This window comes from Bacillus sp. HMA207 (assembly GCF_003402455.1).
Taxonomy (GTDB): domain Bacteria; phylum Bacillota; class Bacilli; order Bacillales; family Bacillaceae_G; genus Bacillus_A; species Bacillus_A cereus.
In genome coordinates this window covers 244003-269200 of sequence record NZ_BEZT01000001.1, presented here as the reverse complement: position 1 = coordinate 269200, position 25198 = coordinate 244003, and the positions used below count along the sequence as shown (strand labels likewise).

Below are 25198 nucleotides of genomic sequence, written 5' to 3'. Positions count from 1 at the left end.
CCCCTCCGATTTTTTCACCTTATTATCCTACTAAAAGCGATACCTTATCCGAAATTTACTATGATGAGGGCAATGTATAGTATAAATCTACAGTTTCATTATAGGATATTACAAATGATAGCGTTTTCATATTATTTCAAAAAAACAATTCGGTAAATAGTAGAAAAAGATTCGGAATCCCGAATCTTTTTCACTACTATTCAATTATTAAACAAGAACTTTCATTACATTACGTACAGATTCTACAGAGCGATCTAACGCTTCTTTTTCATCTGCAAGAAGTTCTAATTCAATAATTTTTTCAATTCCGTTACCACCTAGAATTACTGGCACCCCTAAGTAAAGGTCACTATAACCATACTCACCTTCAAGGTACGCAATAGCTGGTAATACACGGCGTTGATCTTTTAAGATTGCTTCTGTCATTTCAACTAAAGAAGCTGCTGGTGCGTAATATGCACTACCGTTTCCTAATAAGCCTACAATCTCACCGCCACCTTTACGTGTACGTTCTACGATTGCTTCTAAACGCTCTTTCGGAATTAACGTTTCTAACGGAATACCGCCTGCATAAGAATAACGCACAAGAGGTACCATGTCGTCACCGTGTCCGCCAAGAACAAATCCTGTAATGTCTTTTACAGAAAGATTTAATTCTTGTGCGATGAATGTACGGAAACGAGCTGTATCTAATACACCCGATTGGCCGATTACACGCTCTTTCGGGAATCCCGCTTCTTTAAATACAGAATATGTCATTGCATCAACTGGATTTGTTAACACAACAATAATTGCATTTGGTGAATGTTTTGCAATGTCGCGCGTAATACTTTTCATAATTTTAGAGTTTGTTGCTACTAAGTCATCACGGCTCATACCAGGCTTACGTGCAATACCTGCTGTAATAACGACAACGTCAGAATCAGCAGTATCTGCGTAATCCGATGTTCCAATAATGTTAGCATCAAAACCTTGTACTGGGCTCGCTTCTAACATATCTAACGCTTTCCCTTTTGTTGGATTTTCCAGTTGTGGAATGTCCACTAATACAACATCTGCAAGTTCTTTTTGTGCTAATAAGAATGCCGTTGTTGCTCCTGTAAATCCTGCACCGATGACTGAAACCTTCTTGCGTTTGATTGTCATAATTTACCCCCCGCTTTAATTATGCGTTTTTGATTATCGCTACATCCATGTTTTTAATAAGTTCATTAGCGAACTCAGAACATTTCACTTCTGTTGCACCTTCCATTAAGCGTGCGAAATCATAAGTTACTACTTTTGAAGCAATTGTTTTCTCAACAGAAGCAGTTACTAATTTCGCAGCTTCGTTCCATCCTAAGTGTTCTAATAATAATACACCTGAAAGAAGAACAGAAGATGGGTTTACTTTATCTAAACCTGCATATTTTGGAGCTGTACCGTGTGTAGCTTCAAAGATAGCATGTCCAGTCACATAGTTAATGTTTGCACCAGGTGCAATACCAATTCCACCTACTTGTGCAGCAAGTGCATCAGAGATATAGTCACCATTTAAGTTCATTGTTGCAACAACATCGAACTCACGTGGACGAGTTAAAATTTGTTGTAAGAAGATGTCTGCAATAGAATCTTTTACGATGATTTTTCCAGCCACTTCAGCGTCTGCCATCGCTTTATTCGCTGCATCTTTACCATCTTTTTCAACGATACGATCGTATTCAGCCCAAGTAAATACTTTGTCGCCGAATTCTTGTTCCGCTACTTCGTAACCCCAGTTTTTGAAAGCACCTTCTGTAAATTTCATAATGTTTCCTTTATGAACTAATGTAACAGAAGAACGTTTTTCGTTAATTGCATATTGAATTGCAGCACGAACAAGACGCTTTGTCCCTTCTTCTGAAATTGGCTTAATACCAATACCAGATGTTTCTGGGAAGCGGATTTTATTAACACCCATTGCTTCTTTTAAGAAAGCAAGAACTTTTTCTGCTTCTGGAGATCCTTGCGCATATTCAATTCCAGCATAAATGTCTTCTGTATTTTCACGGAAAATAACCATATCAGTATCTTCCGGACGTTTTACAGGTGAAGGAACACCTTCAAAATAACGAACTGGACGTAGACATACATATAAATCTAATTCTTGACGAAGTGCTACGTTTAGAGAACGAATACCACCGCCAACTGGAGTTGTAAGTGGACCTTTAATCGCGATTAAATATTCACGAATTAAGTTTAAAGTTTCTTCTGGTAACCACTCGCCTGTTTGGTTGAATGCTTTTTCCCCTGCAAGCACTTCTTTCCAAACGATTTTCTTCTCACCATCATAAGCTTTTTCAACTGCTGCTTCTAGTACGCGAGATGCAGCTGCCCAAATATCAGGACCAATTCCATCTCCCTCGATAAACGGAATAATCGGATTGTTTGGTACATTCATAACACCATTAGTTACAGTAATTTTTTCACCTGTCGTCAATGTGATAACCCCCATGTTTGAAATTTCATATGTATGAAACTGAGGGAATAACCCCTCAGTTCAAACCGTTAGTCAAATTAAAATATTCTAATCATTACATCTTTCCGAAAAAATCAGACTTTTGAAAGCGTATTTTCACTATCAAAATAGTGTTATTCGCTTATCGTTGTGCAATTGGAACATACACTTGATGCGTTGGTCCATTATAATCAGCACGCGGACGAATTAAACGGTTGTTTTCATATTGTTCTAGAATATGAGCTAACCAGCCTGACATACGGCTAATTGCAAAAATAGGTGTAAATAAGTCATGGTCAATTCCTAAACAATGGTATACAGAAGCTGAATAGAAATCAACATTTGGTGGAAGACCTTTTTCTTTTGTTACAATGCCTTCAATTTTGATAGACATATTATACCATTTCTCTTCTCCTAAAAGCACGCATAATCTCTTAGACATTTCACGTAAGTGTTTTGCACGTGGATCACCCTGCTCATACACACGGTGGCCAAAGCCCATGATTTTCACTTTATTTTGAAGAGCATTATGAATATATGACTCTACATTTTCTTCTTCACCAATCTCAGTTAACATCTTCATTACATTCTCATTTGCCCCACCGTGAAGAGGACCTTTTAATGCACCGATTGCTGCTGTAATACCAGAATATACATCTGAAAGTGTAGCTACGCAAACACGTGCAGTAAATGTAGAAGCGTTTAACTCATGATCTGCATGAAGTACAAGCGCCTTATCAAAAGCTTCAATTTCAACTTCATTTGGCTCGCGATCATTTAACATGTACAAGAAGTTTGCAGCTAATGATAAATCCTTTCTTGGCTCAACAATATCTAAACCTTTACGGATTCTCGCGTAAGCAGCAACTAAAGTTCCGACTTGCGCCTGTAATTTAACCGCTTTCAAATAATTGGACTTTTCATCCATAATTTCAGCGCTCTCATCGTATAATGATAGCATGGAAATTGCAGTTCGTAAAACAGACATCGGATGTGCAATTTTTAAATCTACTTGTTTCAAATATGTTAAAATCTCACCTGGAACTTTATAGTATTCTGATACAATTTCATTAAATTCCGCTAGTTCTTTTTCATTAGGAAGCTTGCGGTGCCATAATAAGTACACTACTTCTTCAAACGTAGCATTCTCAGCTAAATCATCAATATTATACCCAACATAAGTTAATGTATCATCAATAATAGAGCTCACAGATGATGTTGTTGCTACTACCCCTTCTAAACCTCGAATAACAGTCATGACATTCTCTCCTTTTCCTGAAAATTCTCCCAACCTTGCTCCTTATATCTATTTGCTCCCCTTATGAATTATGAACGCCCGTTCACTCTTTAGGCAAGCAAAATGCACGATCATGCAAATTTGTTGCGATGTTCCCCTCTTATTGTCCATTGTCTACATGGAAAGCATGAGCGTGAATGTCTCCCCGAATCCTCACGCTCAAAACAACAAGTTAGTGAGGAAAATACATTCCGAAGAGTTTTATGATAAAAACAACATAAAACAATATCATTATAAAATTGTTTTATGTTATTTTTATTTTATCTGGTGTAAAGTCTCTGCTGTTATGTAACTTTTCAAAGTTTCTAATCCTATTATAAACAATTATCTGACTTTTGTGAACAGAAAGAATTCAAAAATTTTATATTACTATAAAATTCCTTATTTAAACATTTGTATAATACTCATAACCGCATAGGCAATTCCAGCCCCAATTAACGGACCAACAGCAACCCCATTAAATAGCGCAACCGCTATAATTGTCCCAAAAACAAGCGCAGTTGTAATGTGAGGATCCGTTGTCAACAATTGTACGCCGCCTTTCGCTAACAAAGCGACCGCTACACCTGAAGCTAAAGCAATCCACGCATAATAAGATTTTGCCGCTTCTCCAAGTTGTTTAAAACCTATTTCCCCCGTCGCAATTGGTACGAGAACCGCTATTGTAATGACCGTTACACCTAGGTTAATTCCTTTCGTTTGTAAATAAGGAAAGACCTTATCTCCTAAAAACGTAAACTTCAATAAAAATAACACACCAATAGCCACAGTAAGCGATTGGTTTTTAGCAATAAGTCCTATAATAAGTAGTATGAATAAAAATAACGTTGACTGACTAATCATGTTTGCACTTCCTTTCTGAAAATAATGAACTCATTTCCAAACAAAAATACCTTTAAACCTATCGTTATACATGCTATATCGATGCCTATTCAACATGAATCACTTCATTTTTTATGTATTTTAAAATGACAAACTGAGACTTTCACCATCAAAATTTAAGCGTGTATACATTTTAAAAAACGGGCGTCTCTTCTTTCTTTTCTAATTAGAAACAGGTAAAATAAAAAGAAGAGAAAATGAAGTTTTTACCATATAGTAGAAGCATCAACACCAAGCTTTCACAGTCACTCACATACTGAAAAAGCAAGAAAAATCCATCATTCCACTATAACATAAAGTGAAACTTTAATCAGTGGGGCATTTTCCACTGATTATTAGTTGAACCAATCGGGCTTTTACGGGCAGTTTATCTCCATCTAACTCCTTTGATCCAGCCGCACTTCGGGTAGGAGATTTACTGCCCGTTAATGCGGGGTAAAGTGAAACTTTAATCAGTGGGGCACACTCGTTATAAGTTGAACGAATTAGGATAATCCAAATTGGAATGGGAGGTATACATCTTTGAACCGAAACTTACTATATATGATATTGCGACTCATATTTGTCATTGTAGCAACGGTAGCTGGGTTCTATGTATTACTATACATGTCAGGGCTTATCTATCCTTTTATTATCGCTTTTGCATTTGCTTATTTGATTAATCCTGTCGTCAATTTCCTTAATCAAAAACTACAATTTCCTCGCGCACTAGCAGTACTCGTTAGCTTAATTCTCGTATTTGGAGCTATCGTTGGACTTGTTACATATCTTGTGACTGAAGCAATATCTGCCACAACATACTTACTACAACTTGTTACAGTAAAGTTTCCAGATATCGTTACATTCGCTCAGCAATTTGCACTTAATCATATTATGCCTCTCTACGATGATTTAATCTCTAAATTTAATCATCTTGGAGAACCACAGCGCTATACAATTACACAAAACATTCAAAACTTAGGAACAGAAGCAACAACACAAATGAAAGAACTTTTAACCGCCATTATAAGCGGGTTAACGAATTTCATTAGTGCACTGCCAACAACTTTAACTGTCCTTGTATTCATTTTATTAGCCACTTTCTTCATTAGTTACGATTGGCACCGTCTTGCTCAGAAAGCAAGAAAATTGCTACCGAATCGTGTACATGGCTATGGAAAAACTATTTTTGTCGACTTAAGAAAAGCTTTGTTTGGTTTTGTGAAAGCACAACTTACACTCGTATCTATGACAACTGTCATTGTACTAATCGGGCTTTTAATATTACGCGTACCATACGCCATTACTATCGCGATTATTACAGGGGTTGTAGATTTACTACCATATTTAGGAACAGGCGCAGTCTTTGTTCCATGGGTTATATACGTATTTTTCACTGGCGATACCGCATTCGCCATTGGTCTTCTCATTTTATACATCGTCGTGATTGTCCAAAGACAAATTATGGAGCCGAAAGTACTTTCATCTAACATCGGTCTCGATCCATTAGCAACACTCGTCGCTCTATTTGTCGGCTTTAAACTTTTTGGCTTTTTAGGATTAATCATCGGCCCAGTCACCTTAGTACTACTTAATACATTACACAAAGCTAATGTCTTCCATGACTTGTGGAAATATATTAAAGGTTCACCTTCAAAATAATAGTTTCTAATTCATACACAACAAAAAACTTACCTGTAATCAGTGGGAAATTCCCACTGATTATTCCTTGTACTTATTTTTCATACTTATTACATAAAACAAGAGAATTGCACTCAAAAAAGATAATTCTCTTGTTTTTTTGCATGAAAAACGCATATTCCGTGGTGTTTTTACATATTTATTCTATTTATTTTATAATTATCATTTACATTTATTACTTTTTATGTAAATGAATAAATATACAAAATAGCATGAAATAAGACTTCAACTAACAATCTCCGCCTTTTTATATGAATTTTTTACACCAATCGTTCCTCTATATAAGAAAGCAAAACTTTAATTTAGCAGTGTTTCCCTCCATCTTATTCATCTAAATTAATAGCACTAAAAAATCACAAGTTTAATCGAAGTACACACAAGAGTTCAAACGAAAATTATATAGCAAATATAATAAGCGAACGTTTTGTTCATCCCCACTCATCATTCGCCCCACATCAGACACTTACGAGCAGCCCAGCTTCGAGATAGAAATTCCACCCCACAAATAGCGCGGTAAAGCAAAGCTTCAATCAGAAAATCCCTCTCCTCTTACAAGACAAAAAATAGCACTTAGATTTCTACAATCTAAGTGCTATTTCTGAATAATAATAGTAGAATTCTTTCTAAGTTTCCATTCCATCCACTTCATAACAAGCGGCTTCAATAAAGCTCTCGTAATAGGGATCACGCAGATAAACCCTAGCATATCTGTCACATACCCAGGAAGCACTAAGAGAATACCTCCTACAAATACAAAAATACCATCTAGTACCGCCTCACCTGGCATTTCCCCTCTATTCAACTTAGATTGAATCTCTCCAAGCACTTTAAACCCTTGTCTTTTCGCCAAATACACACCTACAACACCTGTAAATACAATCATAGCGAACGTAGACCATAAACCTATTACATGACTTGATCCAATTAAGACCGTAATCTCAATCGCCGGTATTAAAATAAACAAGAATAGTAACCACTTCATAGTTCTACACCTCTCTCACATCTCACTTTTAACGCCCTCACAATGCCTATATACATCATATGAAATATAGATACCCTTTCATATTAAAACCCATAACAAACAGCTTTTAAAAGCAATTCTAGGCGCTTTAAGCTAATTCTATCTCGTTTTTGTGTAAAAAAAAGAGAAGGACTCCGATCCTTCTCTCCGTATTACTTATAGCACTTCCGCATGTCCATTATAAACAATTCCGCGTGCTGCATCAACTGTTACTTCTTGGCCATTTTTTAAAGTTGCTGTTACGCCGTTTACACCAACGATAACAGGAATACCGATTGATACACCTACAACAGCTGCATGGCTTGTTAAGCCACCTTCTTCTACAACTAAAGCTGCAGCTTTTTCGATTGCAGGAATCATATCTTTATCAGTGCTTGTTGTAACAAGGATATCACCTTCGTTTACGTTCGCTACAGCTTCAGCAGCTGTTTTCGCTACAACTACTTTACCTTTTGCAGCTTTACGACCGATTCCTTGTCCTTTAGCAATTTCTTCACCAACAACGTGGATTTTCATTAAGTTTGTTGTACCAGTTTCAGCAACTGGAACACCAGCAGTAATCACTACAGTATCTCCAAGTCCGATTAGACCTGCATCCATACCTGTTTGAATTGCTGTATCTAACATTTCATCAGTTGAAGCTGCGCGCTTCTCAGCCATAAATGCTTGTACACCCCAAACAAGTGCAAGACGACGTCCTACTTGCTCGTCAGATGTTACAGCTACGATTGGAGATTTTGGACGGTATTTAGAGATCATTTTCGCAGTATATCCACTTTCTGTTGGAGCTACGATTGCAGCTACATCAAGAGCAAGTGCTGTATGTGCAACAGATTGGCTAATTGCATCTGTAATTGTTGGAGTGAACTCTTTAATACGTTTTTTGAACATATCTTCATATTGCAATGATTTTTCAACGCGTACCGCAATGTTAGCCATCATTGTTACTGCTTCTACTGGGTATTGTCCAGCAGCTGTTTCACCTGAAAGCATGATTGCATCTGTACCATCGAAGATTGCGTTAGCTACGTCACTTGCTTCCGCACGAGTTGGACGTGGGTTACGTTGCATAGAATCTAACATTTGTGTTGCAGTAATAACTGGTTTACCTAACACGTTACATTTTTTAATTAGACGTTTTTGTACTAACGGTACTTCTTCCGGTGGAATTTCTACACCCATGTCACCACGAGCTACCATTAAACCGTCAGAAACTTCTAAGATTGAATCGATATTGTCGATACCTTCTTGGTTTTCGATTTTTGGTACGATTTGGATGTATTGAGCGTTATGCTCTTCTAATAATTCACGGATTTCTAATACGTCAGACGCTTTACGTACGAATGAAGCTGCAATGAAATCAACTTTTTGCTCGATACCGAAGATGATATCTTTTACGTCTTTTTCAGTGATACCAGGAAGCTTAATGCTTACGTTTGGTACGTTAACACCTTTTTTATTTTTTACAGTTCCGCTGTTAAGAACTTTTGTACGGATGTTTCCATCAGCTTTTTCGATTACTTCTAGTTCGATAAGACCGTCATCGATTAGAATACGAGAACCTGGGTCTACATCGTCATAAAGACCAGCATAAGATACAGAGAACTTCTCTGCAGTACCTAATACTTGCTCAGTAGAAAGAACTACTTCTGCACCTGTTACAAGCTCAGCTTGTCCGTCTACAAAGTCGTGAGTACGGATTTCTGGACCTTTTGTATCAAGTAAGATACCAACTGTTTTACCAGTCTTCTTTGAAGCTTCACGAATGTTTTTAATACGAGCTCCGTGCTCTTCATGGCTACCATGAGAGAAGTTTAAACGAGCAACGTTCATACCTGCTTCGATTAATTGCTCTAATTTTTCAATACTTTCACTAGCAGGACCTATAGTACATACAATTTTAGTTTTACGCATATTGCACCTCCGAAAATTATGAAACCGTTCCCAAATATCTGACATTACGCCGATTAGATGGATAATTCTTTAGATAATTGATACATATCTTTATCGATTGTATGCTTTTGAGCTAACGCTTCGATAATGTCATGATCAACAAGTTTGTTATCTTGAATACCTACACAACGTCCGCCTTTACCAGCAATTAACAATTCAACTGCTCTTGCGCCAAGACGACTTGCTAATACACGGTCTTGTGCACTTGGTGATCCACCACGTTGTACGTGACCTAATACAGTTACACGAGTATCAAAGTTTGTTGCTTCTTCAATGTGCTTACCGATGTCAATTGCACTTCCAACACCTTCAGCTACAACGATAATACTGTGTTTTTTACCACGTTCACTACCACGCTTCAGACGAGCGATAACATCATCCATGTCATACTCTTCTTCTGGAATTAAGATTGTTTCCGCACCATCAGCTAAACCAGCCCATAATGCGATATCACCAGCGTGACGTCCCATTACTTCGATAACATATGTACGTTCATGAGATGTAGCTGTGTCACGAATTTTATCAATTGCATCAATAACAGTGTTTAAAGCTGTATCGAAACCAATTGTGAAGTCTGTTCCAGGGATATCATTGTCGATTGTACCTGGTACACCAACACATGGGAATCCTTGTTCAGTTAATTTTTTAGCGCCTTGGTAAGAACCATCTCCACCAATAACAACAAGTCCTTCGATACCGTGTTTCTTTAATTGCTCGATACCTTTTAGTCGTACTTCTGGATCTTTAAACTCAGGACATCTTGCTGTATATAATTTTGTACCACCGCGGTGGATAATATCGCCAACAGAACCAAGTTCTAATTTTTCAATGTGACCAGAAATTAATCCAGCGTATCCATGGTAAATACCATATACTTCAATATCATGGAAAATCGCTTTACGAACAACTGCACGAATGGCAGCATTCATACCAGGTGAATCTCCACCACTTGTTAATACACCAATACGTTTCATTTGTACTCACCTCATAAAGATTATTTGCCTTATAATAAAATAACACGAAAAAATATAAAAATACAATGGAGAAGATGTGTCTTTTCATAATAAAAACGTGCATTCGCGAAGTGGAACGCACGCTTTTCTTATTTTATCCAAATGGAAGCGTTTGAAAACGAAACTTGCCCAATTTTCATATATTTTTCATAACGTTTTTCGATTAATTCATCTTTCGAAATTCCGTTTAATTGTTCAAAAGTTTTCCGAATCATTAAGTCTATATTTTCTGACTGTTTCAAAACATTACGGTGAGCTCCGCCTCTTGCTTCTGGAATAATTTCGTCAATTACACCTAATTCTTTCAAATCTGCTGCTGTAATTTTCATTGCCTCTGCAGCTTCCTTTGCTTTTCCTGCATCTTTCCAAAGAATTGCCGCTGCACCCTCTGGTGTAATAACAGAATAAGTGGAATTTTCTAGCATATGAATGTAATCTCCAACTCCAAGGCCTAGCGCACCACCACTACCACCTTCGCCGATAACGATACAAATAACAGGTACCGTTAAACCTGCCATTTCAAATAAATTGCGGGCGATAGCTTCACTTTGACCACGTTCTTCAGCAGCTTTACCAGGATAAGCTCCTTTCGTATCAATAAAACAAATAATAGGACGATTGAACTTTTCCGCCTGCTTCATTAAACGTAATGCTTTTCGATATCCTTCTGGATGAGGCATTCCAAAGTTACGGCGAATATTTTCTTTCGTATCTTTTCCGCGCTGATGCCCAATTACAGTTACAGGCATCCCTTTATATTTCGCAATGCCGCCGACAATCGCTGCATCATCGCCAAATAGACGATCTCCATGACATTCGAAAAAATCAGTAAATAAGTGCTCAATATAATCGAGCGTTGTCGGTCGTTCAGCATGACGAGCAATTTGAACACGGTCCCATACTTTCAGATTGCCGTATATATCTTCCTCTAAATTTTCTAGCTTTTCTTCCAAAATACGAATCTCCTCACTGAAGTCCATCTGGCTGTTTTTCGTATAGTCTTTCAGTTCACGAATCTTATTTCTTAGCTCAACAACTGGTTTTTCAAATTCTAGCTCTGCCATACAGCCATTTCCCCTCCTTGATGAACTTCTAAAATCTTGCGAAGTGATTCTCTCATATCATCACGATGCACCACCGCATCTAATTGACCATGATCTAGTAAGAATTCTGCCGTTTGGAAATCTTCTGGTAGTTTCTCACGCACCGTTTGTTCAATTACACGTCTACCAGCAAATCCGATAAGTGCACCTGGTTCTGCAAGATTATAATCACCAAGTGAAGCGAAACTCGCTGAAACCCCGCCCGTCGTTGGGTGAGTCATAACAGAAATAAATAATCCTCCTGCATTACTATGCTTTTTCAAAGCTACGCTTGTTTTTGCCATTTGCATTAAACTTAATATACCTTCTTGCATACGGGCACCACCCGAAGCAGTAAAGATAATAAATGGAACTTGTAAGTCGTACGCCTTTTCAACCGCACGGGCGATTTTTTCTCCTACTACAGAGCCCATGCTCCCCATTCGAAAACGAGAATCCATTACTGCAACAACAACAAGCATGTCATCAATTGTTCCTTCACCAGTTACAACCGCTTCGTTCAATTCAGTCTTCTTACGATCGCTCTCTAGTTTCTCTTCATAACCTGGAAACTCGAGTGGATTTAACGAAACCATTTCTTTGTCATACTCACGGAATGACCCTTCGTCCAATATACTATCAAGACGTTCCCATGCATTCATAGGATGATGATATCCACAATTCACACATACTTTTAAATTTTTTAGAAGTTCTTTCGTATACATGATTTTTTTACATTCCGGACATTTTGTCATAACGCCATCTGGTACATCTTTTCGTACTTGTTCTGAAGGTATTGCAGCGTACTTTTTCTTTTTCACGAATAAATCTCTTAGCACAATTTGACCCCCTTCGTTGAGAGCTAAGGTTAGCGTAAGAAGAAAATGGGGCTAACACCAAAGTTTGATGTTAGCCTTATCTTCTCAATCTGTCTAATAACCTCACTCTTTACGTTTAACTTTAACCGCTACGCGGTAGAATGTTTGTCATAACGTGTCATGGTCATTTCGACAAATTTTATACATTACGAGTGAAACTGTATATTCTCTACTAATTCATCGTAAATTTTTAGTGCATCATTTTCTTGTTTTTCTTCCAAAGTAGCATAAAGCTTTCTATACATATCGATAGAATCTCTTGAAACTTTACAAGAAAGAGTTGCTACGTAATCATTTACGATCATCCAAATGCGATATAGTAAATAATTATCGACTTGTTCAATAAGTGTTTTAAAGAACGTTTGATGAAGCGTTGGGACTGAGCTTTCATTTCCTTCAAGTACTTGGTGTAATCTACTTAGTACTTTAGAAAACGTTTCTTTCGGTAAATTACATACAATTCGAATCATATCTTTCTCAAGTAATCGTTTCGTTTGTAATAAATCACGAATTGTTTTCTCATCTTGCAATAAGAACGGAGCAATTAATTGTACAAGACCGTTATCATAAAAGTTTCGAATAAACGTCCCTTCACCACGTCTCGTTTCAATCAATCCTACCAGTTCTAAAGCACGCAATGCTTCTCTTACAGAGGAACGTCCTACGTTTAAGCGTGAACTTAACTCACGCTCAGACGGCAAACGATCCCCCGCCACCAAACCATCCTCTTCCATAATGGAACGGATTTTTTTTACAATTTCGAGATATACTTTTGTATTTGATGATGTCAATGGAAATTCCTCGCTTATTCTTTACCAATCAGCGCTAATTGTTTTGTTTTTTCAGCGATCTCATTTGGATCTACTTGACGGCGAGCTACTCCTGTCTCCATTGCTGCTTTTGCAACGTAAGCCGCTACTTGAGGCGCTACACGCGCGTCAAATGGTGCCGGAATGATATAGTCTGCATTTAACTCATCTTCTGCTACAAGCTCAGCAATAGCCTGTACAGCTGCCATCTTCATTTCTTCGTTAATTTGTGTCGCATGTACGTCAAGTGCACCGCGGAAAATACCAGGGAACGCCAGTACATTATTTACTTGGTTCGGGAAGTCAGAACGACCTGTTCCAACAACAGCTGCGCCCGCTGCTTTTGCCAATTCTGGCATAATTTCTGGAACTGGATTCGCCATTGCAAAAATAATCGCATCGTCATTCATTGTACGAACCATCTCTTCTGTTAATGCACCTTCTGCAGATACACCAATGAATACGTCCGCACCTTGTACAACATCAGCTAAAGAACCTTCTATACGATTCTTATTTGTATATTTTGCAACTTCATCCTTCACCGGATTCATACCTGTAGGACGACCATCATAGATTGCGCCTTTACGGTCACACATAATAATGTCGCGTACACCATAGCGATATAAAAGTTTAATAATTGCAATACCTGCTGCACCTGCGCCATTTGCGACAACTTTAATGTCAGACATTTTCTTTCCAACTAATTTCAGTGCATTTACAAGACCTGCTACTGTTACAATAGCTGTTCCGTGTTGATCATCATGGAAGATAGGAATATTTGTTTCTTTTTTCAAACGCTCTTCAATAATGAAGCAGTTTGGTGCTGCGATATCTTCTAAGTTAACGCCGCCAAAAGTTGGCTCCATTAATTTTACAGTTTCAACAATTTTATCTACATCGTTTGTATTTAAGGCAATTGGGAATGCATCTACACCAGCAAAGCTCTTGAATAATACAGCTTTACCTTCCATTACTGGAAGAGATGCTTCAGGTCCAATGTTACCAAGACCAAGTACAGCTGTTCCATCTGTCACAACTGCTACCATATTTCCCTTCATCGTATATTCATATACCTTACTTTTATCGTCATAAATTTCTTTACAAGGTTCTGCAACCCCTGGAGAATATGCAAGACTTAAATCTTTTGCATTTTCTACTTTTACTTTTGATACAGTTTCTAATTTTCCTTGATGCACTTTATGCATGTGAAGTGCTTCTTCACGAAGTGTTGACAAACTATCCACTCTCCTCAAATTATTCTTGCTGATATCAATTTCTCCAAGTGGTCTGACCACGAACACTACTACTATAATAATCGAAGTGTAGGGAAATTGTCCATTATATTTTCACAACTACATTTTCTTCCCCGACAATTTCACGAAGTGCTCCTAAACATTCTTCACTTGGATGAATCGATAAACTCCGAGATAATTGTACCATTTTATGTTCCTTTTCATAATAAATTAGTACTTTCGCAAAACCTGAATAGTCGAACAATATTTTCGTAACCTGATTTAAAAGCTTTTTCTCATACTGAGACGGCAATTTCACGTAAACAGATGCGTCTTTCTTTTCTTCATAAACATCCATTTCCTCTAGCGGATATAGTCCATTTACAATCCATTGCAGCTTATGATTTCTTAGCTCAATCGTACCGTCAACTAAAACAATTGCTCCTTCTTGCAACTTATCCGAGAAATGTATATACGTTTCCGGGAAGAGGACTGCTTCCATTTCATCATTTTGATCACAGAATGTAATAAATGCCATCTTTTGAAACTTTTTCGTACGAATCACTCTCACACTTGTTATATACACAATAGCTCTTTGTACTTTTTTCTTGTGTCGCATCGCCTGAGCGAGAGATGGAATTTCTAATTCTTTTGCTAACTTCACATATTGCGCTGTCGGATAACTTGATAAATAAAAGCCAAGCGCTTCCTTCTCTTTATTTAGTTGTTCAATAAAAGATAACTCTTCTCCTTGTACATATTTTGATTTTGGAACAGCATCTCCTAAATCACGTGCGAGATTCGCGTACTCTAACGCCCCTTTAATACTTTTCCATAAATTCGTTCTCGAAACACCAAAATCGTCAAAACATCCCGACCAGACGAAAGCTTCTAAATTACGCTCCGTTACGAACTTTGACGGCATACGAAGACAAAATTCAAATAAATCTTCGAACATTTTTTTCTCTCGTTCTTCTAATAATGCCGTCACTGTAGCCATTCCAATATTTCGGATCGAAAGTAAACTGTAACGTATCGCATTCCCTTCTATTTGGAAGTTGTAGCCACTCCTCTGAAGAGACGGTGGCAAAACGTGAAAACCTTTCCGCTTCGTTTCTCGTATATACTGTACAATCTTATCTTCATTTCCAATTGCGCTTGATAATAATGCCGTCATAAATTCCAGCGTATAATTCGCTTTCAAATAGGCAAGCTGATATCCGATCATACTGTAAGCTACAGCGTGACTTCGGTTAAAACCGTAATTCGCAAATCTTACAATTAAATCATAAATTTTCTCTGCGGATGTCTCATCATAACCATTTCGCAAACATCCTTGGACGAAATGCTTACGTTCCTGATCTAAAATATCACGATTTTTTTTACTCACCGCACGGCGCAGTAAATCTGCTTCTCCGAGCGAAAAACCAGCTAACTTCGATGCAATTTGCATAATTTGTTCTTGGTATACAATGACGCCGTATGTTCTTTCTAAAATTGGCTTTAAATCCGGATGTAAATATTCAATTTTTCTTTTTCCATGTTTCGATTCAATAAAAGTCGGTATCTGTTCCATCGGTCCTGGTCTGTATAACGAGTTAACAGCTACGATATCTTCAAACTCATTCGGTTTTAACCCGCGAAGTACATTTCGCATACCACCCGACTCAAGCTGGAATACACCTGTTGTATCCCCTCTCCCTAATAATTGGAACGTCTTTTCATCTTGAAGAGGTAAGTTTCTTATATCGATTTCTTTCCCTGTTTTGTTCGCGATAAATTTTATAATATTTTCAAGTAACGTTAAATTACGTAATCCTAAAAAGTCCATCTTAAGCAAACCAAGTTCTTCTAGCGCATCGGCTGGATATTGCGTAACATAAACATCGTTATGTCCTTCTTGAATTGCTACACTTCCTGTTAGCGGTTCTTGACTCATAATAACACCAGCCGCATGAATAGACGTATGACGTGGTAAACCTTCTACACGTTTTGCGATTTCAAATACACGCTCATGCAGAAGATTCCCTTGTATAAACTCACGAAGTGATTGTGATTCTTCATATGCATCTTTTAACGTTATACCAAGCTTTGATGGGATAAGTTTTGAAAATATATCAATATCTCGCGGCGGAAGCCCCATTACGCGGGCAATGTCTCTAATTGCCGCTTTTGCTGCAAGCGTACCAAACGTTACAATTTGCGCAACACGGAGCTGACCGTATTTATCTTTCACATAGCGAATCATCTCATCACGTCTTACGTCTGGAAAATCAATATCAATATCGGGAAGCGTCACACGTTCAGGATTTAAAAACCTTTGAAATAATAGATCGTATTCAATTGGATCAATATCTGTAATTTCTAATACGTATGAAACGAGTGAACCAGCTGCCGATCCACGACCTGGTCCTGTTAGAATATGATTTTCATGTGCATACTTCATAAAATCCCATACGATGAGGAAATAATCACTAAATCCCATACGAGAAATAACATTTAATTCATGATCCAAACGCTTTATATGCACTTCTTTCGGTTCACCATATCGTTTCCGCAAACCTTCTTCACAAACACGACGCAAATATATATCACTCGTTTCATTAGACGGAACAGGAAATTTCGGAAGTTGATTTACATGGAACGGTATTTCTACTTGGCAACGCTCTGCAATTTTTATTGTATTTTGGATTGCTTCCGGCGCGTGGGAAAATAGTGCTTCCATTTCATCCGATGACTTTAAATAATACTGATCTGTTTTCAGCCTCGGCCTATCTGGATCAGTCATTTTCGTTCCACTTTCAACAGATAGTAAACATTCGTGAACAAGCGCGTCACTTTGATTGATATAGCGCACATCGTTTGTTGCAACGACCGGAATATTAACCCTACTAATAAATTCAGGTAGTTTCTCTTGTAAAAGCAACTCATCTTGAATCGCATGATGCTGCAAACTCATATAAAAATGGCCAAACATATTTTGATACGTGCGAGCTACTTCTTCAGCCTGACTCTCATTGTCTTCTAGTAATAATTGCTCAATTTCGCCATCTTTACCTGGTGAAATTGCAATTAATCCTTTCGCATAATGCGCAAGCCACTTCTTAGGAATACCTTCTTTGGACTTTGTCATAATACTGCTAGAAATCTTTAATAAATTTTGGTAGCCTATTTCATTCTCAGCAAGTAATACAAGCGGATAAGACCTTTCTTCTTCTTCACTAAAAATAGAAGCGGTTAATCCAATAACAGGCTGTATACCATGTTTCTTACATGCTTTATAAAACGGAATAACGCCATACATAACATTTTCATCCGTAATAGCCAGCGATGAAAAACCGAGTTCTTTCGCCCTGACTACAAGCTCATCAATTTTACAAGCACTTTTTAATAAACTAAAAACGGTTTGACATTGTAAATGCACAAACTTCACTGTTGTACCCTCTCTTTACCTATTTGACTACTTTTATTATAGGTGATGAGGAAAGCGGAAATCAAAACATACTTCTTATACTTTGTCCATATATATGAAGAAGAAAGGGGAATGACGATGGATGTAAGAGAACATACTTTTTTCTCTCTGCTTATTATTAGTTATTTTATTGCCTTTGGGGTTATACTTGGCGGTTCATTAATTGGTGGATTTGGTGCGTTTCTTATCGGAAAACCAGCTCTAACTTACATTAATCAATTCGCCCAAAATTTAAGAATTTGGGCACTCGTTGCAGCAATCGGCGGAACATTCGATACCTTTTATAGCTTTGAAAGAAGTTTCTTTGGCGGAGATATGAAAGATATCGTAAAGCAAATTCTCCTTATTTTTTTCGCAACTGGTGGTATGCAAACAGGTCTCATTATTATTAAATGGCTAACGCAGGAACATGTATGAGAGTACCAAGTGCCAATACAGCAAAAAGATGGTACTTAGTATTAGCTGGGGCTGCTGTTGGAGGCGTGTTGAGCTGGTTTATTTTTTTGTACATATACGGTGTTTTTCAAGAAGAACAAGCTAGTAAAATAGCAGAACAAAGAGAAATTATAGAAAAACAAGAAGCAAAGCTCCACGTCCTTCTCGAAGATCAAGAAAAATTGAACACTGAAAATAAACGGCTCTTAACCATTCAAGAGATTAAAATAAAACTTATCAATCGAGAAAAATACGATTTAGACAATCTCACACTCGAAAATATGACTACATCTATCCATAATGACCTCCAACATCTTTTAACGAAAAACATTCAAAGTATCGCAAAAAATAAAGACCTACTTAAAAAGGTAATCGAAAATAAAACGTACAAACATTACGATCGGCTATACCGTTTTAAAGTCGATACAATATCTTTTGATACAGTGCTTGAAATTAGCATTACTATAGAGAAAGAAAAATAAAGAAGGAGGGCTTTAGCGCCGCTCCTTCTTTTCGTTCTAACATATAGTCTCTTATTTACAAATCTCACGTAAATCAGCAAAAAGACGATCCGCTTCTTCCCAAGAAGATGCCTTCGCACCAGAAGCCATCGGATGCCCCCCGCCGTTATATTGCATTGCTAATTTGTTTATAACTGGTCCTTTTGAACGAAGACGAACACGAATTACGTCGTCTTCCTCTAAAAATAGAACCCACGCCTTTAATCCATCAATATTGCCAAGCGCTCCAACAACACCAGATGCTTCAGAAGGAAGTACATCAAACTCTTCTAATACTTCTTTCGTTAATTTAATGTAAGCTGCTCCTTCTTCTACCATCGTAAAGTTTTGTAAAATATAACCGTTTAAACGAGCAATTTTTTCTTTTGTCTTATACATCTCATTGTATAAATCTGTGAATTTCACACCCATGTCAACAAGCTCACTTACGTAACGAAGTGTTTTTGCTGTCGTATTCGGGAATAAGAAACGACCTGTATCTCCAACAATTCCTGCTAAAATAAGGCGGGCTGCTTCTTTTGTTATTTTTAATCCTTTATCTTTTCCATAGTTATAAAACTCATAAATCATTTCACTTGTAGAACTCGCTGTCGTATCTACCCACGTAATATCTCCATATGGATCTTCATTTGGATGATGATCAATTTTAATTAACATCTTCCCTTTTGTATAGCGTTGATCGTCAACACGTTCTTGATTCGCAGTATCACAAACAATAACAAGCGCATTTTCGTATACACTATCTTCAATATCATCCATTACTCGTAAGTATGCTAGTGACGGTTCATTGTACCCAACCGTATAAATATTTTTCTCTGGAAACGATTCTTGTAGAATTGTACCAAGACCACCCTGTGAACCTAACGCATCTGGATCCGGACGCACGTGGCGATGAATAATAATTGTATCAAACTCTTTAATTGCTCCTAAAATTTGCTCATGCATATGTATAATCTCCTTTTTAATCAACTTCTTCACTTTATCCTCCATTATAACGGAAAGTATTTCATACATGCGAACAATTGCTTTATAATAAAAGTTAGAAAGTTTAGATATTTCTTTTTCTTTTCTATTATTTTTCACAAAGCGATGGGAGTGTTCATTATGCCAGTATTAGTCTTCTGTATTATCGTCTCATTTATGTTGTACCTCTTTTACAAAACAAAATACTTTCGTACAAACCGCCCAATGGAGAAAGGTTGGCTCTCAGGAAAATCCGCAATGGCACTCGGTTCATTCGTTTTATTTTTCGGGATAAACCAATTCTTTTTAGAACTTTCAACCGCTCGTATTATCGTTGGTGTTTTATTCGTTCTATTTGGTAGTGCAAGTGTATTTAACGGGTTTCGCCAATACAAACATTTCTTGCCATTAGCAGTTAAAGAAGCTGAAGTCTATGAAGCAACGTAAAAAAGCATCAATATTGTGATGCTTTTTTACGTCCCTTAACTTTCAAAATCATATACGCAACAAACGCAGATGGTATATTAAATGGGTTCCCTTGTACGTGAAAATGTAATTGTTCTTCTCCAAAAGACATTTTTTCATATAGCTCTCGCTGAGATAATCCTGTCTTTTCCTTTTTTTCATGTAAACCTTGTAAATATAAATATTGAATCGGTATCATTACAAGAAAGTAAAATAGTGCGATACTACCAAAAAAGAGTACGGCTGACGACATAATGCATACCACCTCTCACGATTCCATTTTCTTACAATATAATCATAACACAATATACAACTGAATTGAATTATTATTCCGTCTTTTCTCACATTACTTTTCCACTCCATCCCATACATATTTCACTAAAACTCCCATCTAAAATCATGCCTTTCAAATTTAAAACAACAAAAAAAGATGGAACAAATCAAAACGATTTGTTCCATCTTTTTATTTATCGATTAACTGAACCATAAGTAATGCTTTTCCAACAACATTACCTTCATGATGCACCTCTACATCGACCTTACCAAATTTACGTCCAATTTCTAATACTTTCGGATGAACAGATACAACATTATCAATTTGAACCGGCTTTACGAAATAAATCGTTAAGTTTTCAACAATTAAATCGCTTTTCTTTTGCGCACGAATGACGCGATTTGTCGCTTCTGTCACAATTGTTGCAAATACACCGTACGATAACGTCCCGATTGAGTTCGTCATTTGCGGCGTCACCGAAAATTGATATAGATGCTCATTCTTCGCTTCTTTTGGTGTCATAAATTGATTCGTTACAATATCATCAATGGTTTCTCCAACTTGTGGCTGACGTTGAATCATTTGCAGTGCCTGAAGTACATCTTGACGGCTAATAATACCTTGCAGTTTGTTTCCTTCCTCAACGACAGGAAGTAATTCAATTCCTTCCCACACCATCATACGTGCCGCAGCTGCGACAGACATTTTACCGTTCACTGTAATTGGGTGTTTTGTCATTACTTTATCAATTGGTGTTTCTTTCGCTACTCCGATCATATCTTTTGAAGTTACGATTCCTAGTACTTTGTTACTTTCATCGACAATTGGATATCTTCCGTGCATTGTCTCTTCGTTATATGCATGCCATTGCTGTACTGTATCACTCGGCTTTAAATATAACGTTTCTTCAATTGGCGTTAAAATATCTTCAACGAGTACAATTTCTTTCTTAATAAGTTGGTCATAAATTGCACGATTAATTAACGTTGCGACCGTAAATGTATCGTAGCTACTTGAAATGATCGGCAGCTTTAATTCGTCTGCTAATTTCTTCACATGATCTTCCGTATCAAAGCCGCCCGTAATTAATACAGCGGCTCCAGTTTCTAGCGCTAATTCATGTGCATTGGTACGGTTACCAATAATGAGTAAATTCCCAGCTTCTGTATAGCGCATCATCGCTTCTAACTTCATAGCTCCGATTACGAATTTATTTAATGTTTTATGTAGTCCTTCTCTGCCCCCAAGTACTTGACCGTCGACAATGTTAACGACTTCTGCATATGTCAGTTTTTCGATATTCTCTTTCTTCTTTTGTTCAATTCGAATTGTTCCGACACGTTCAATTGTACTAACATATCCTTTATTTTCTGCATCTTTAATTGCACGGTAAGCGGTCCCTTCACTTACACTCAAATCTTTCGCAATTTGTCTTACAGAAATTTTATGGCCTACTGGCAGGCTATTAATATGTTCTAAAATTTGGTTATGCTTGGTAGCCAAATGGTTTCACCATACTTTCTTTTCCCTAAATTCTTCATGTGTTGTACTTTCAGTATACTATATTTTCAAAACTGTTACACTCTCTCTTTGCATACCTGTACTATTTTTTTTATAACAAAATGACTCTTACATTCCACCAGTCATTCTATTACAACAATGTAATGCTATTGTCATCTCATTCGATAGTTCGTCCACTTAATTGCCTATACAATTAAGACAAGAAATAAAACAAAGGAGCGAACACATGATGAAAAAATTTTTAGAGGTTGTAGGTGCTGTATTTTTAGCTTTCGTAGATGGGAAAAAAGTTGCAATGGAATTGAATGAAACACCTGAACAACCACGTACCAAAAGAAAAGAATCACCAAAACAAATACAAGCATTAAAAGCTGTCCTACACACGTAAAAAACCCTTCACTTTTCTTTTCAAATGAAGGGTTTCTTTTCTATAGTGTAATACTTTCTCCAGCTTCTAATACTTTCCCTGTACAATTTTGTAGCTTTTCTACAAATTGATATGGATCTTGTTCAATAACTGGGAACGTATTGTAATGCATCGGTACAACAGTTTTCGCATTAATCCATTTTGCCGCTAGTACAGCATCTTCTGGTCCCATTGTGAAATTATCACCAATTGGTAAAAATGCTAGATCAACTTTATTTAATTCCCCAATTAACTTCATATCAGAGAATAGTGCAGTATCTCCTGCGTGGTATACAGTTTTCTCTTCTGCTGTAAATAAAATACCTGCTGGCATACCTGTATATGTAATCGTCTTATTTTCTTCATCAATATAACTAGAGCCGTGGAATGCTTGTGTAAGCTTCACTTTTCCGAAGTCAAATTCATGTGAACCACCAATATGCATCGGGTGTGTATTTACACCTTGCCAACTTAAAAATGTTGCTAGTTCAAATGGCGCTACAACAACTGCATTATTTTTCTTCGCAAGTTCTACTGTATCTCCAACATGATCACCGTGTCCATGCGATAAAAGAATTGCATCCACTTTTACATCTTCAGCTTTTAAATCTGTTTTCGGATTACCTGTTAAAAACGGGTCAATTAAAATAACTTTTCCATTCGCCTCAATTTTCACAACTGAATGTCCATGATAAGATACTTTCATTATTACATTCCTCCCCTATTCACATTCTCACTTTTTATTCTACATGATTTTTCAATTCCCTGTCTTTTCTAACATCTATTTACTTGTCATAACGCTTTCTTCCGAGTTAAAGTTATATTTGTAATTAAATATCTCGGGGGTGCCAATCGATGAATGCTAGATTAGAAAATTTAATGCAATGGCTAAAAGAAAAAAACGTAGAAGCTGCGTTCTTAACTTCTACACCGAACGTCTTCTACATGACAAACTTCCACTGTGAACCACACGAAAGATTACTTGGTATGTTTGTATTCCAAGAAAAAGAACCTATTTTAATTTGCCCTAAAATGGAAGAAGGTCAAGCACGTAACGCTGGCTGGGCACATGAAATTATCGGATTTACTGATACTGACAGACCATGGGATATGATTGCAAAAGCAATTAAAGACCGCGGCATCAATGCAAATGCAGTTGCAATTGAAAAAGAACATTTAAACGTAGAGCGCTACGAAGAATTAACGAAATTATTCCCAAATGCAGCTTTCAAATCAGCTGAGGAGAAAGTTCGCGAACTTCGTTTAATTAAAGATGAAAAAGAACTTTCTATTTTACGCGAAGCAGCTAAAATGGCGGACTATGCTGTTGAAGTTGGTGTAAATGCAATTAAAGAAGATCGTAGTGAACTAGAAGTATTAGCAATTATTGAACACGAATTAAAAACAAAAGGCATACATAAAATGTCATTTGATACGATGGTATTAGCAGGTGCGAACTCAGCTCTTCCACACGGTATTCCTGGCGCAAACAAAATGAAACGCGGCGATTTCGTACTATTTGATTTAGGCGTAATCATTGATGGTTATTGCTCTGATATTACACGTACAGTAGCATTCGGTGAGATTTCTGAAGAGCAAACTCGTATTTACAACACTGTACTTGCTGGACAACTACAAGCAGTTGAAGCATGTAAACCAGGTTTTACACTTGGCGCAATCGATAATGCTGCTCGTTCTGTTATCACAGATGCAGGTTACGGAGACTTCTTCCCGCACCGACTTGGTCATGGACTTGGAATTAGCGTACACGAATATCCAGATGTAAAAGCTGGTAACGAGTCTCCATTAAAAGAAGGTATGGTCTTCACAATCGAACCTGGTATTTACGTACCAAACGTAGGTGGCGTTCGTATTGAAGATGATATTTACATCACAAAAGACGGATCAGAAATTTTAACGAAATTCCCGAAAGAGTTACAATTTGTAAAATAATAAAAAAGGCAGCGGGAGTGCTGCCTTTTTCTATTTCCCTACTATTTCAAATTTCTCTACAATCATTTTTGCTGGATAACTTTCAAGTATTTGAGAAAACCATACTTTTATTTTATCCCCTGTTTTTAACTGTTTATATGTGTCTTTGTCCTTAAAGCTCAAGACTATATGTGCTGGATGCTCTTTATTCATTTGTTGTTCTATATAATGTTGCAACTCTACTTTTGTTTCAAACGTTTTATCATCGGCAAAAAACACCGTGTCATTTCTTAATATGATATACCCTTCTTTAGGTACTTCTTTTACCGTTACTTGCTCTACTTGTTTTGTATCACACGCTGATAATACGACTAGAAATACACTTAAAAACATAACAATTTTCATATGCCTATTCATTTTTAACTCCTTACTCTAGGCTATTTCAAATTTAGCACCATCTTCTCCTCATACTTATCATCCCATTTAATCACAATCTCTATTGGTTCATCTTTAGAGATAGGCGCGCAACTTACACAAGAAGACTTCATTTCAACCTTTGCTCCTCTATGAACTTCTGACGTTTGTGTCATTGTACTAAAGGCTCTATTAATAGCAATCTCTAAGTTTTTAAATTCTGTCTTTCCATCCCCGCCCTTATATTGAAACGTAAACATCCCATCTTCACTGTCATCCTTAATATGCCCTTTATATTGTCCAGTCCAACTTTTGCTCTCGCTAGAAAAAGTAACATACGAAATGGAACAGCTTCCTAAAAAGAAAATACTAATGAAAAAGAATAATGCTCTCTTCATAATGCCCCCTCCATTCAAATGCACTTATTTATTGTCTATTTCTTCCTCTTATTATATTATAAAAATACAGAATT

At 37.1% G+C, this 25198-nt stretch carries 24 protein-coding genes; 6 read left to right on the top strand and 18 right to left on the bottom strand.

Features of this window, described 5'->3' with window-relative positions; genetic code table 11:
• Nucleotides 1-207 precede the first annotated feature (207 nt).
• The 4 genes from mdh to HMAS_RS01545 all read right to left on the bottom strand — a co-directional run bounded on the left by mdh (nt 208) and on the right by HMAS_RS01545 (nt 4616).
• Nucleotides 208-1146, bottom strand: coding sequence for a malate dehydrogenase (mdh, locus tag HMAS_RS01565; protein WP_000153232.1), 939 nt, complete (start codon nt 1144-1146; stop codon nt 208-210).
• A gap of 19 nt (nt 1147-1165) precedes the next feature.
• A complete protein-coding gene (icd, locus tag HMAS_RS01560) occupies nt 1166-2458 on the bottom strand; it encodes an NADP-dependent isocitrate dehydrogenase (protein ID WP_000206898.1) in 1293 nt (430 codons plus the stop codon).
• A 160-nt stretch (nt 2459-2618) separates the two neighbouring features.
• A complete protein-coding gene (gene citZ / locus HMAS_RS01555; RefSeq protein WP_116344684.1) occupies nt 2619-3767 on the bottom strand; it encodes a citrate synthase in 1149 nt (382 codons plus the stop codon).
• Nucleotides 3768-4154: 387 nt separating this feature from the next.
• On the bottom strand, nt 4155-4616 hold the full coding sequence (locus HMAS_RS01545) for a DUF441 domain-containing protein (RefSeq protein WP_000625507.1): 462 nt from the start codon (nt 4614-4616) through the stop codon (nt 4155-4157).
• A gap of 561 nt (nt 4617-5177) precedes the next feature.
• On the opposite strand from HMAS_RS01545, the gene ytvI reads away from it, so the two are divergent.
• The gene (ytvI, locus tag HMAS_RS01540) at nt 5178-6296 is read left to right on the top strand and encodes a sporulation integral membrane protein YtvI (RefSeq protein WP_001081388.1); all 1119 of its coding nucleotides are present in this window, start codon (nt 5178-5180) and stop codon (nt 6294-6296) included.
• A gap of 631 nt (nt 6297-6927) precedes the next feature.
• Here ytvI and HMAS_RS01535 read toward each other — a convergent pair.
• From HMAS_RS01535 to dnaE, 8 genes are all read right to left on the bottom strand, one after another.
• Nucleotides 6928-7317 (bottom strand): FxsA family protein, encoded by a 390-nt coding sequence (locus HMAS_RS01535; protein ID WP_000871629.1) that lies wholly within the window; start codon nt 7315-7317, stop codon nt 6928-6930.
• A gap of 195 nt (nt 7318-7512) precedes the next feature.
• Complete coding sequence (gene pyk, locus HMAS_RS01530) at nt 7513-9270, bottom strand: pyruvate kinase (protein ID WP_001232673.1); 1758 nt, start codon at nt 9268-9270, stop codon at nt 7513-7515.
• A gap of 53 nt (nt 9271-9323) precedes the next feature.
• Nucleotides 9324-10283 (bottom strand): 6-phosphofructokinase, encoded by a 960-nt coding sequence (gene pfkA / locus HMAS_RS01525; RefSeq protein ID WP_000821157.1) that lies wholly within the window; start codon nt 10281-10283, stop codon nt 9324-9326.
• A 128-nt stretch (nt 10284-10411) separates the two neighbouring features.
• On the bottom strand, nt 10412-11386 hold the full coding sequence (gene accA / locus HMAS_RS01520) for an acetyl-CoA carboxylase carboxyl transferase subunit alpha (protein WP_000818805.1): 975 nt from the start codon (nt 11384-11386) through the stop codon (nt 10412-10414).
• Nucleotides 11374-12243 carry an acetyl-CoA carboxylase, carboxyltransferase subunit beta gene (gene accD / locus HMAS_RS01515; RefSeq protein WP_000942856.1) on the bottom strand — a complete coding sequence of 290 codons (870 nt, stop codon included), beginning with the start codon at nt 12241-12243 and terminating at the stop codon, nt 11374-11376. Before accD ends, accA begins: the two co-directional genes overlap by 13 nt.
• 185 nt (nt 12244-12428) lie before the next feature.
• Nucleotides 12429-13073: a FadR/GntR family transcriptional regulator gene (locus tag HMAS_RS01510; protein WP_000204448.1), complete on the bottom strand. Its 645-nt coding sequence runs from the start codon at nt 13071-13073 to the stop codon at nt 12429-12431.
• A 14-nt stretch (nt 13074-13087) separates the two neighbouring features.
• Entirely contained in the window at nt 13088-14296 is a 1209-nt protein-coding gene (locus HMAS_RS01505) for an NAD(P)-dependent malic enzyme (RefSeq protein WP_161508111.1), read from the bottom strand.
• A gap of 133 nt (nt 14297-14429) precedes the next feature.
• The gene (gene dnaE / locus HMAS_RS01500; protein WP_116344683.1) at nt 14430-17756 is read right to left on the bottom strand and encodes a DNA polymerase III subunit alpha; all 3327 of its coding nucleotides are present in this window, start codon (nt 17754-17756) and stop codon (nt 14430-14432) included.
• 42 nt (nt 17757-17798) lie between these two features.
• Here dnaE and HMAS_RS01495 point away from each other — a divergent pair, with 42 nt between their 5' ends.
• Together HMAS_RS01495 and ytrI are read left to right on the top strand one after the other, a co-directional pair.
• Complete coding sequence (locus HMAS_RS01495) at nt 17799-18212, top strand: YtrH family sporulation protein (protein ID WP_002005839.1); 414 nt, start codon at nt 17799-17801, stop codon at nt 18210-18212.
• The gene (gene ytrI, locus HMAS_RS01490) at nt 18209-18712 is read left to right on the top strand and encodes a sporulation membrane protein YtrI (RefSeq protein WP_001265736.1); all 504 of its coding nucleotides are present in this window, start codon (nt 18209-18211) and stop codon (nt 18710-18712) included. Before HMAS_RS01495 ends, ytrI begins: the two co-directional genes overlap by 4 nt.
• 51 nt (nt 18713-18763) lie before the next feature.
• Here the strand turns inward: ytrI and HMAS_RS01485 are convergent, their stop codons facing one another.
• Nucleotides 18764-19696: a DHH family phosphoesterase gene (locus HMAS_RS01485; RefSeq protein ID WP_000545136.1), complete on the bottom strand. Its 933-nt coding sequence runs from the start codon at nt 19694-19696 to the stop codon at nt 18764-18766.
• 159 nt (nt 19697-19855) lie between these two features.
• On the opposite strand from HMAS_RS01485, the gene HMAS_RS01480 reads away from it, so the two are divergent.
• The gene (locus tag HMAS_RS01480) at nt 19856-20161 is read left to right on the top strand and encodes a YtpI family protein (protein ID WP_001144776.1); all 306 of its coding nucleotides are present in this window, start codon (nt 19856-19858) and stop codon (nt 20159-20161) included.
• A 7-nt stretch (nt 20162-20168) separates the two neighbouring features.
• Here the strand turns inward: HMAS_RS01480 and HMAS_RS01475 are convergent, their stop codons facing one another.
• Both HMAS_RS01475 and HMAS_RS01470 read right to left on the bottom strand, forming a co-directional pair.
• Nucleotides 20169-20432, bottom strand: coding sequence for a DUF3949 domain-containing protein (locus tag HMAS_RS01475; RefSeq protein ID WP_000093045.1), 264 nt, complete (start codon nt 20430-20432; stop codon nt 20169-20171).
• A gap of 210 nt (nt 20433-20642) precedes the next feature.
• Entirely contained in the window at nt 20643-21956 is a 1314-nt protein-coding gene (locus HMAS_RS01470) for a CBS domain-containing protein (protein ID WP_000201572.1), read from the bottom strand.
• 244 nt (nt 21957-22200) lie between these two features.
• On the opposite strand from HMAS_RS01470, the gene HMAS_RS27580 reads away from it, so the two are divergent.
• Nucleotides 22201-22362, top strand: a complete 162-nt coding sequence (locus tag HMAS_RS27580; RefSeq protein ID WP_000976017.1) for a hypothetical protein — start codon at nt 22201-22203, stop codon at nt 22360-22362.
• Between the two features lie 40 nt (nt 22363-22402).
• On the opposite strand, the gene HMAS_RS01465 is transcribed toward HMAS_RS27580, so the two are convergent.
• On the bottom strand, nt 22403-23086 hold the full coding sequence (locus HMAS_RS01465) for a metal-dependent hydrolase (protein ID WP_000868926.1): 684 nt from the start codon (nt 23084-23086) through the stop codon (nt 22403-22405).
• 149 nt (nt 23087-23235) lie between these two features.
• Between HMAS_RS01465 and pepQ the strand changes: the two genes are divergently transcribed.
• A complete protein-coding gene (gene pepQ, locus HMAS_RS01460) occupies nt 23236-24333 on the top strand; it encodes a Xaa-Pro dipeptidase (RefSeq protein WP_116344682.1) in 1098 nt (365 codons plus the stop codon).
• A gap of 30 nt (nt 24334-24363) precedes the next feature.
• On the opposite strand, the gene HMAS_RS01455 is transcribed toward pepQ, so the two are convergent.
• Together HMAS_RS01455 and HMAS_RS01450 are read right to left on the bottom strand one after the other, a co-directional pair.
• On the bottom strand, nt 24364-24729 hold the full coding sequence (locus HMAS_RS01455; protein ID WP_001079378.1) for a DUF3221 domain-containing protein: 366 nt from the start codon (nt 24727-24729) through the stop codon (nt 24364-24366).
• Nucleotides 24730-24749: 20 nt separating this feature from the next.
• The gene (locus HMAS_RS01450) at nt 24750-25124 is read right to left on the bottom strand and encodes a hypothetical protein (RefSeq protein WP_116344681.1); all 375 of its coding nucleotides are present in this window, start codon (nt 25122-25124) and stop codon (nt 24750-24752) included.
• Between the last annotated feature and the right edge of the window lie 74 nt (nt 25125-25198).

Bases quoted from the DNA above. Each gene is read 5' to 3' on its own strand.
- mdh (WP_000153232.1), bottom strand. From the start codon at position 1,146: ATGACAATCAAACGCAAGAAGGTTTCAGTCATCGGTGCAGGATTTACA.
- HMAS_RS01545 (WP_000625507.1), bottom strand. From the start codon at position 4,616: ATGATTAGTCAGTCAACGTTATTTTTATTCATACTACTTATTATAGGA.
- HMAS_RS01535 (WP_000871629.1), bottom strand. From the start codon at position 7,317: ATGAAGTGGTTACTATTCTTGTTTATTTTAATACCGGCGATTGAGATT.
- pyk (WP_001232673.1), bottom strand. From the start codon at position 9,270: ATGCGTAAAACTAAAATTGTATGTACTATAGGTCCTGCTAGTGAAAGT.
- pfkA (WP_000821157.1), bottom strand. From the start codon at position 10,283: ATGAAACGTATTGGTGTATTAACAAGTGGTGGAGATTCACCTGGTATG.
- accA (WP_000818805.1), bottom strand. From the start codon at position 11,386: ATGGCAGAGCTAGAATTTGAAAAACCAGTTGTTGAGCTAAGAAATAAG.
- HMAS_RS01505 (WP_161508111.1), bottom strand. From the start codon at position 14,296: ATGCATAAAGTGCATCAAGGAAAATTAGAAACTGTATCAAAAGTAAAA.
- ytrI (WP_001265736.1), top strand. From the start codon at position 18,209: ATGAGAGTACCAAGTGCCAATACAGCAAAAAGATGGTACTTAGTATTA.
- HMAS_RS01485 (WP_000545136.1), bottom strand. From the start codon at position 19,696: ATGCATGAGCAAATTTTAGGAGCAATTAAAGAGTTTGATACAATTATT.
- HMAS_RS01480 (WP_001144776.1), top strand. From the start codon at position 19,856: ATGCCAGTATTAGTCTTCTGTATTATCGTCTCATTTATGTTGTACCTC.
- HMAS_RS01475 (WP_000093045.1), bottom strand. From the start codon at position 20,432: ATGTCGTCAGCCGTACTCTTTTTTGGTAGTATCGCACTATTTTACTTT.
- HMAS_RS27580 (WP_000976017.1), top strand. From the start codon at position 22,201: ATGATGAAAAAATTTTTAGAGGTTGTAGGTGCTGTATTTTTAGCTTTC.
- HMAS_RS01465 (WP_000868926.1), bottom strand. From the start codon at position 23,086: ATGAAAGTATCTTATCATGGACATTCAGTTGTGAAAATTGAGGCGAAT.
- pepQ (WP_116344682.1), top strand. From the start codon at position 23,236: ATGAATGCTAGATTAGAAAATTTAATGCAATGGCTAAAAGAAAAAAAC.
- HMAS_RS01455 (WP_001079378.1), bottom strand. From the start codon at position 24,729: ATGAATAGGCATATGAAAATTGTTATGTTTTTAAGTGTATTTCTAGTC.
- HMAS_RS01450 (WP_116344681.1), bottom strand. From the start codon at position 25,124: ATGAAGAGAGCATTATTCTTTTTCATTAGTATTTTCTTTTTAGGAAGC.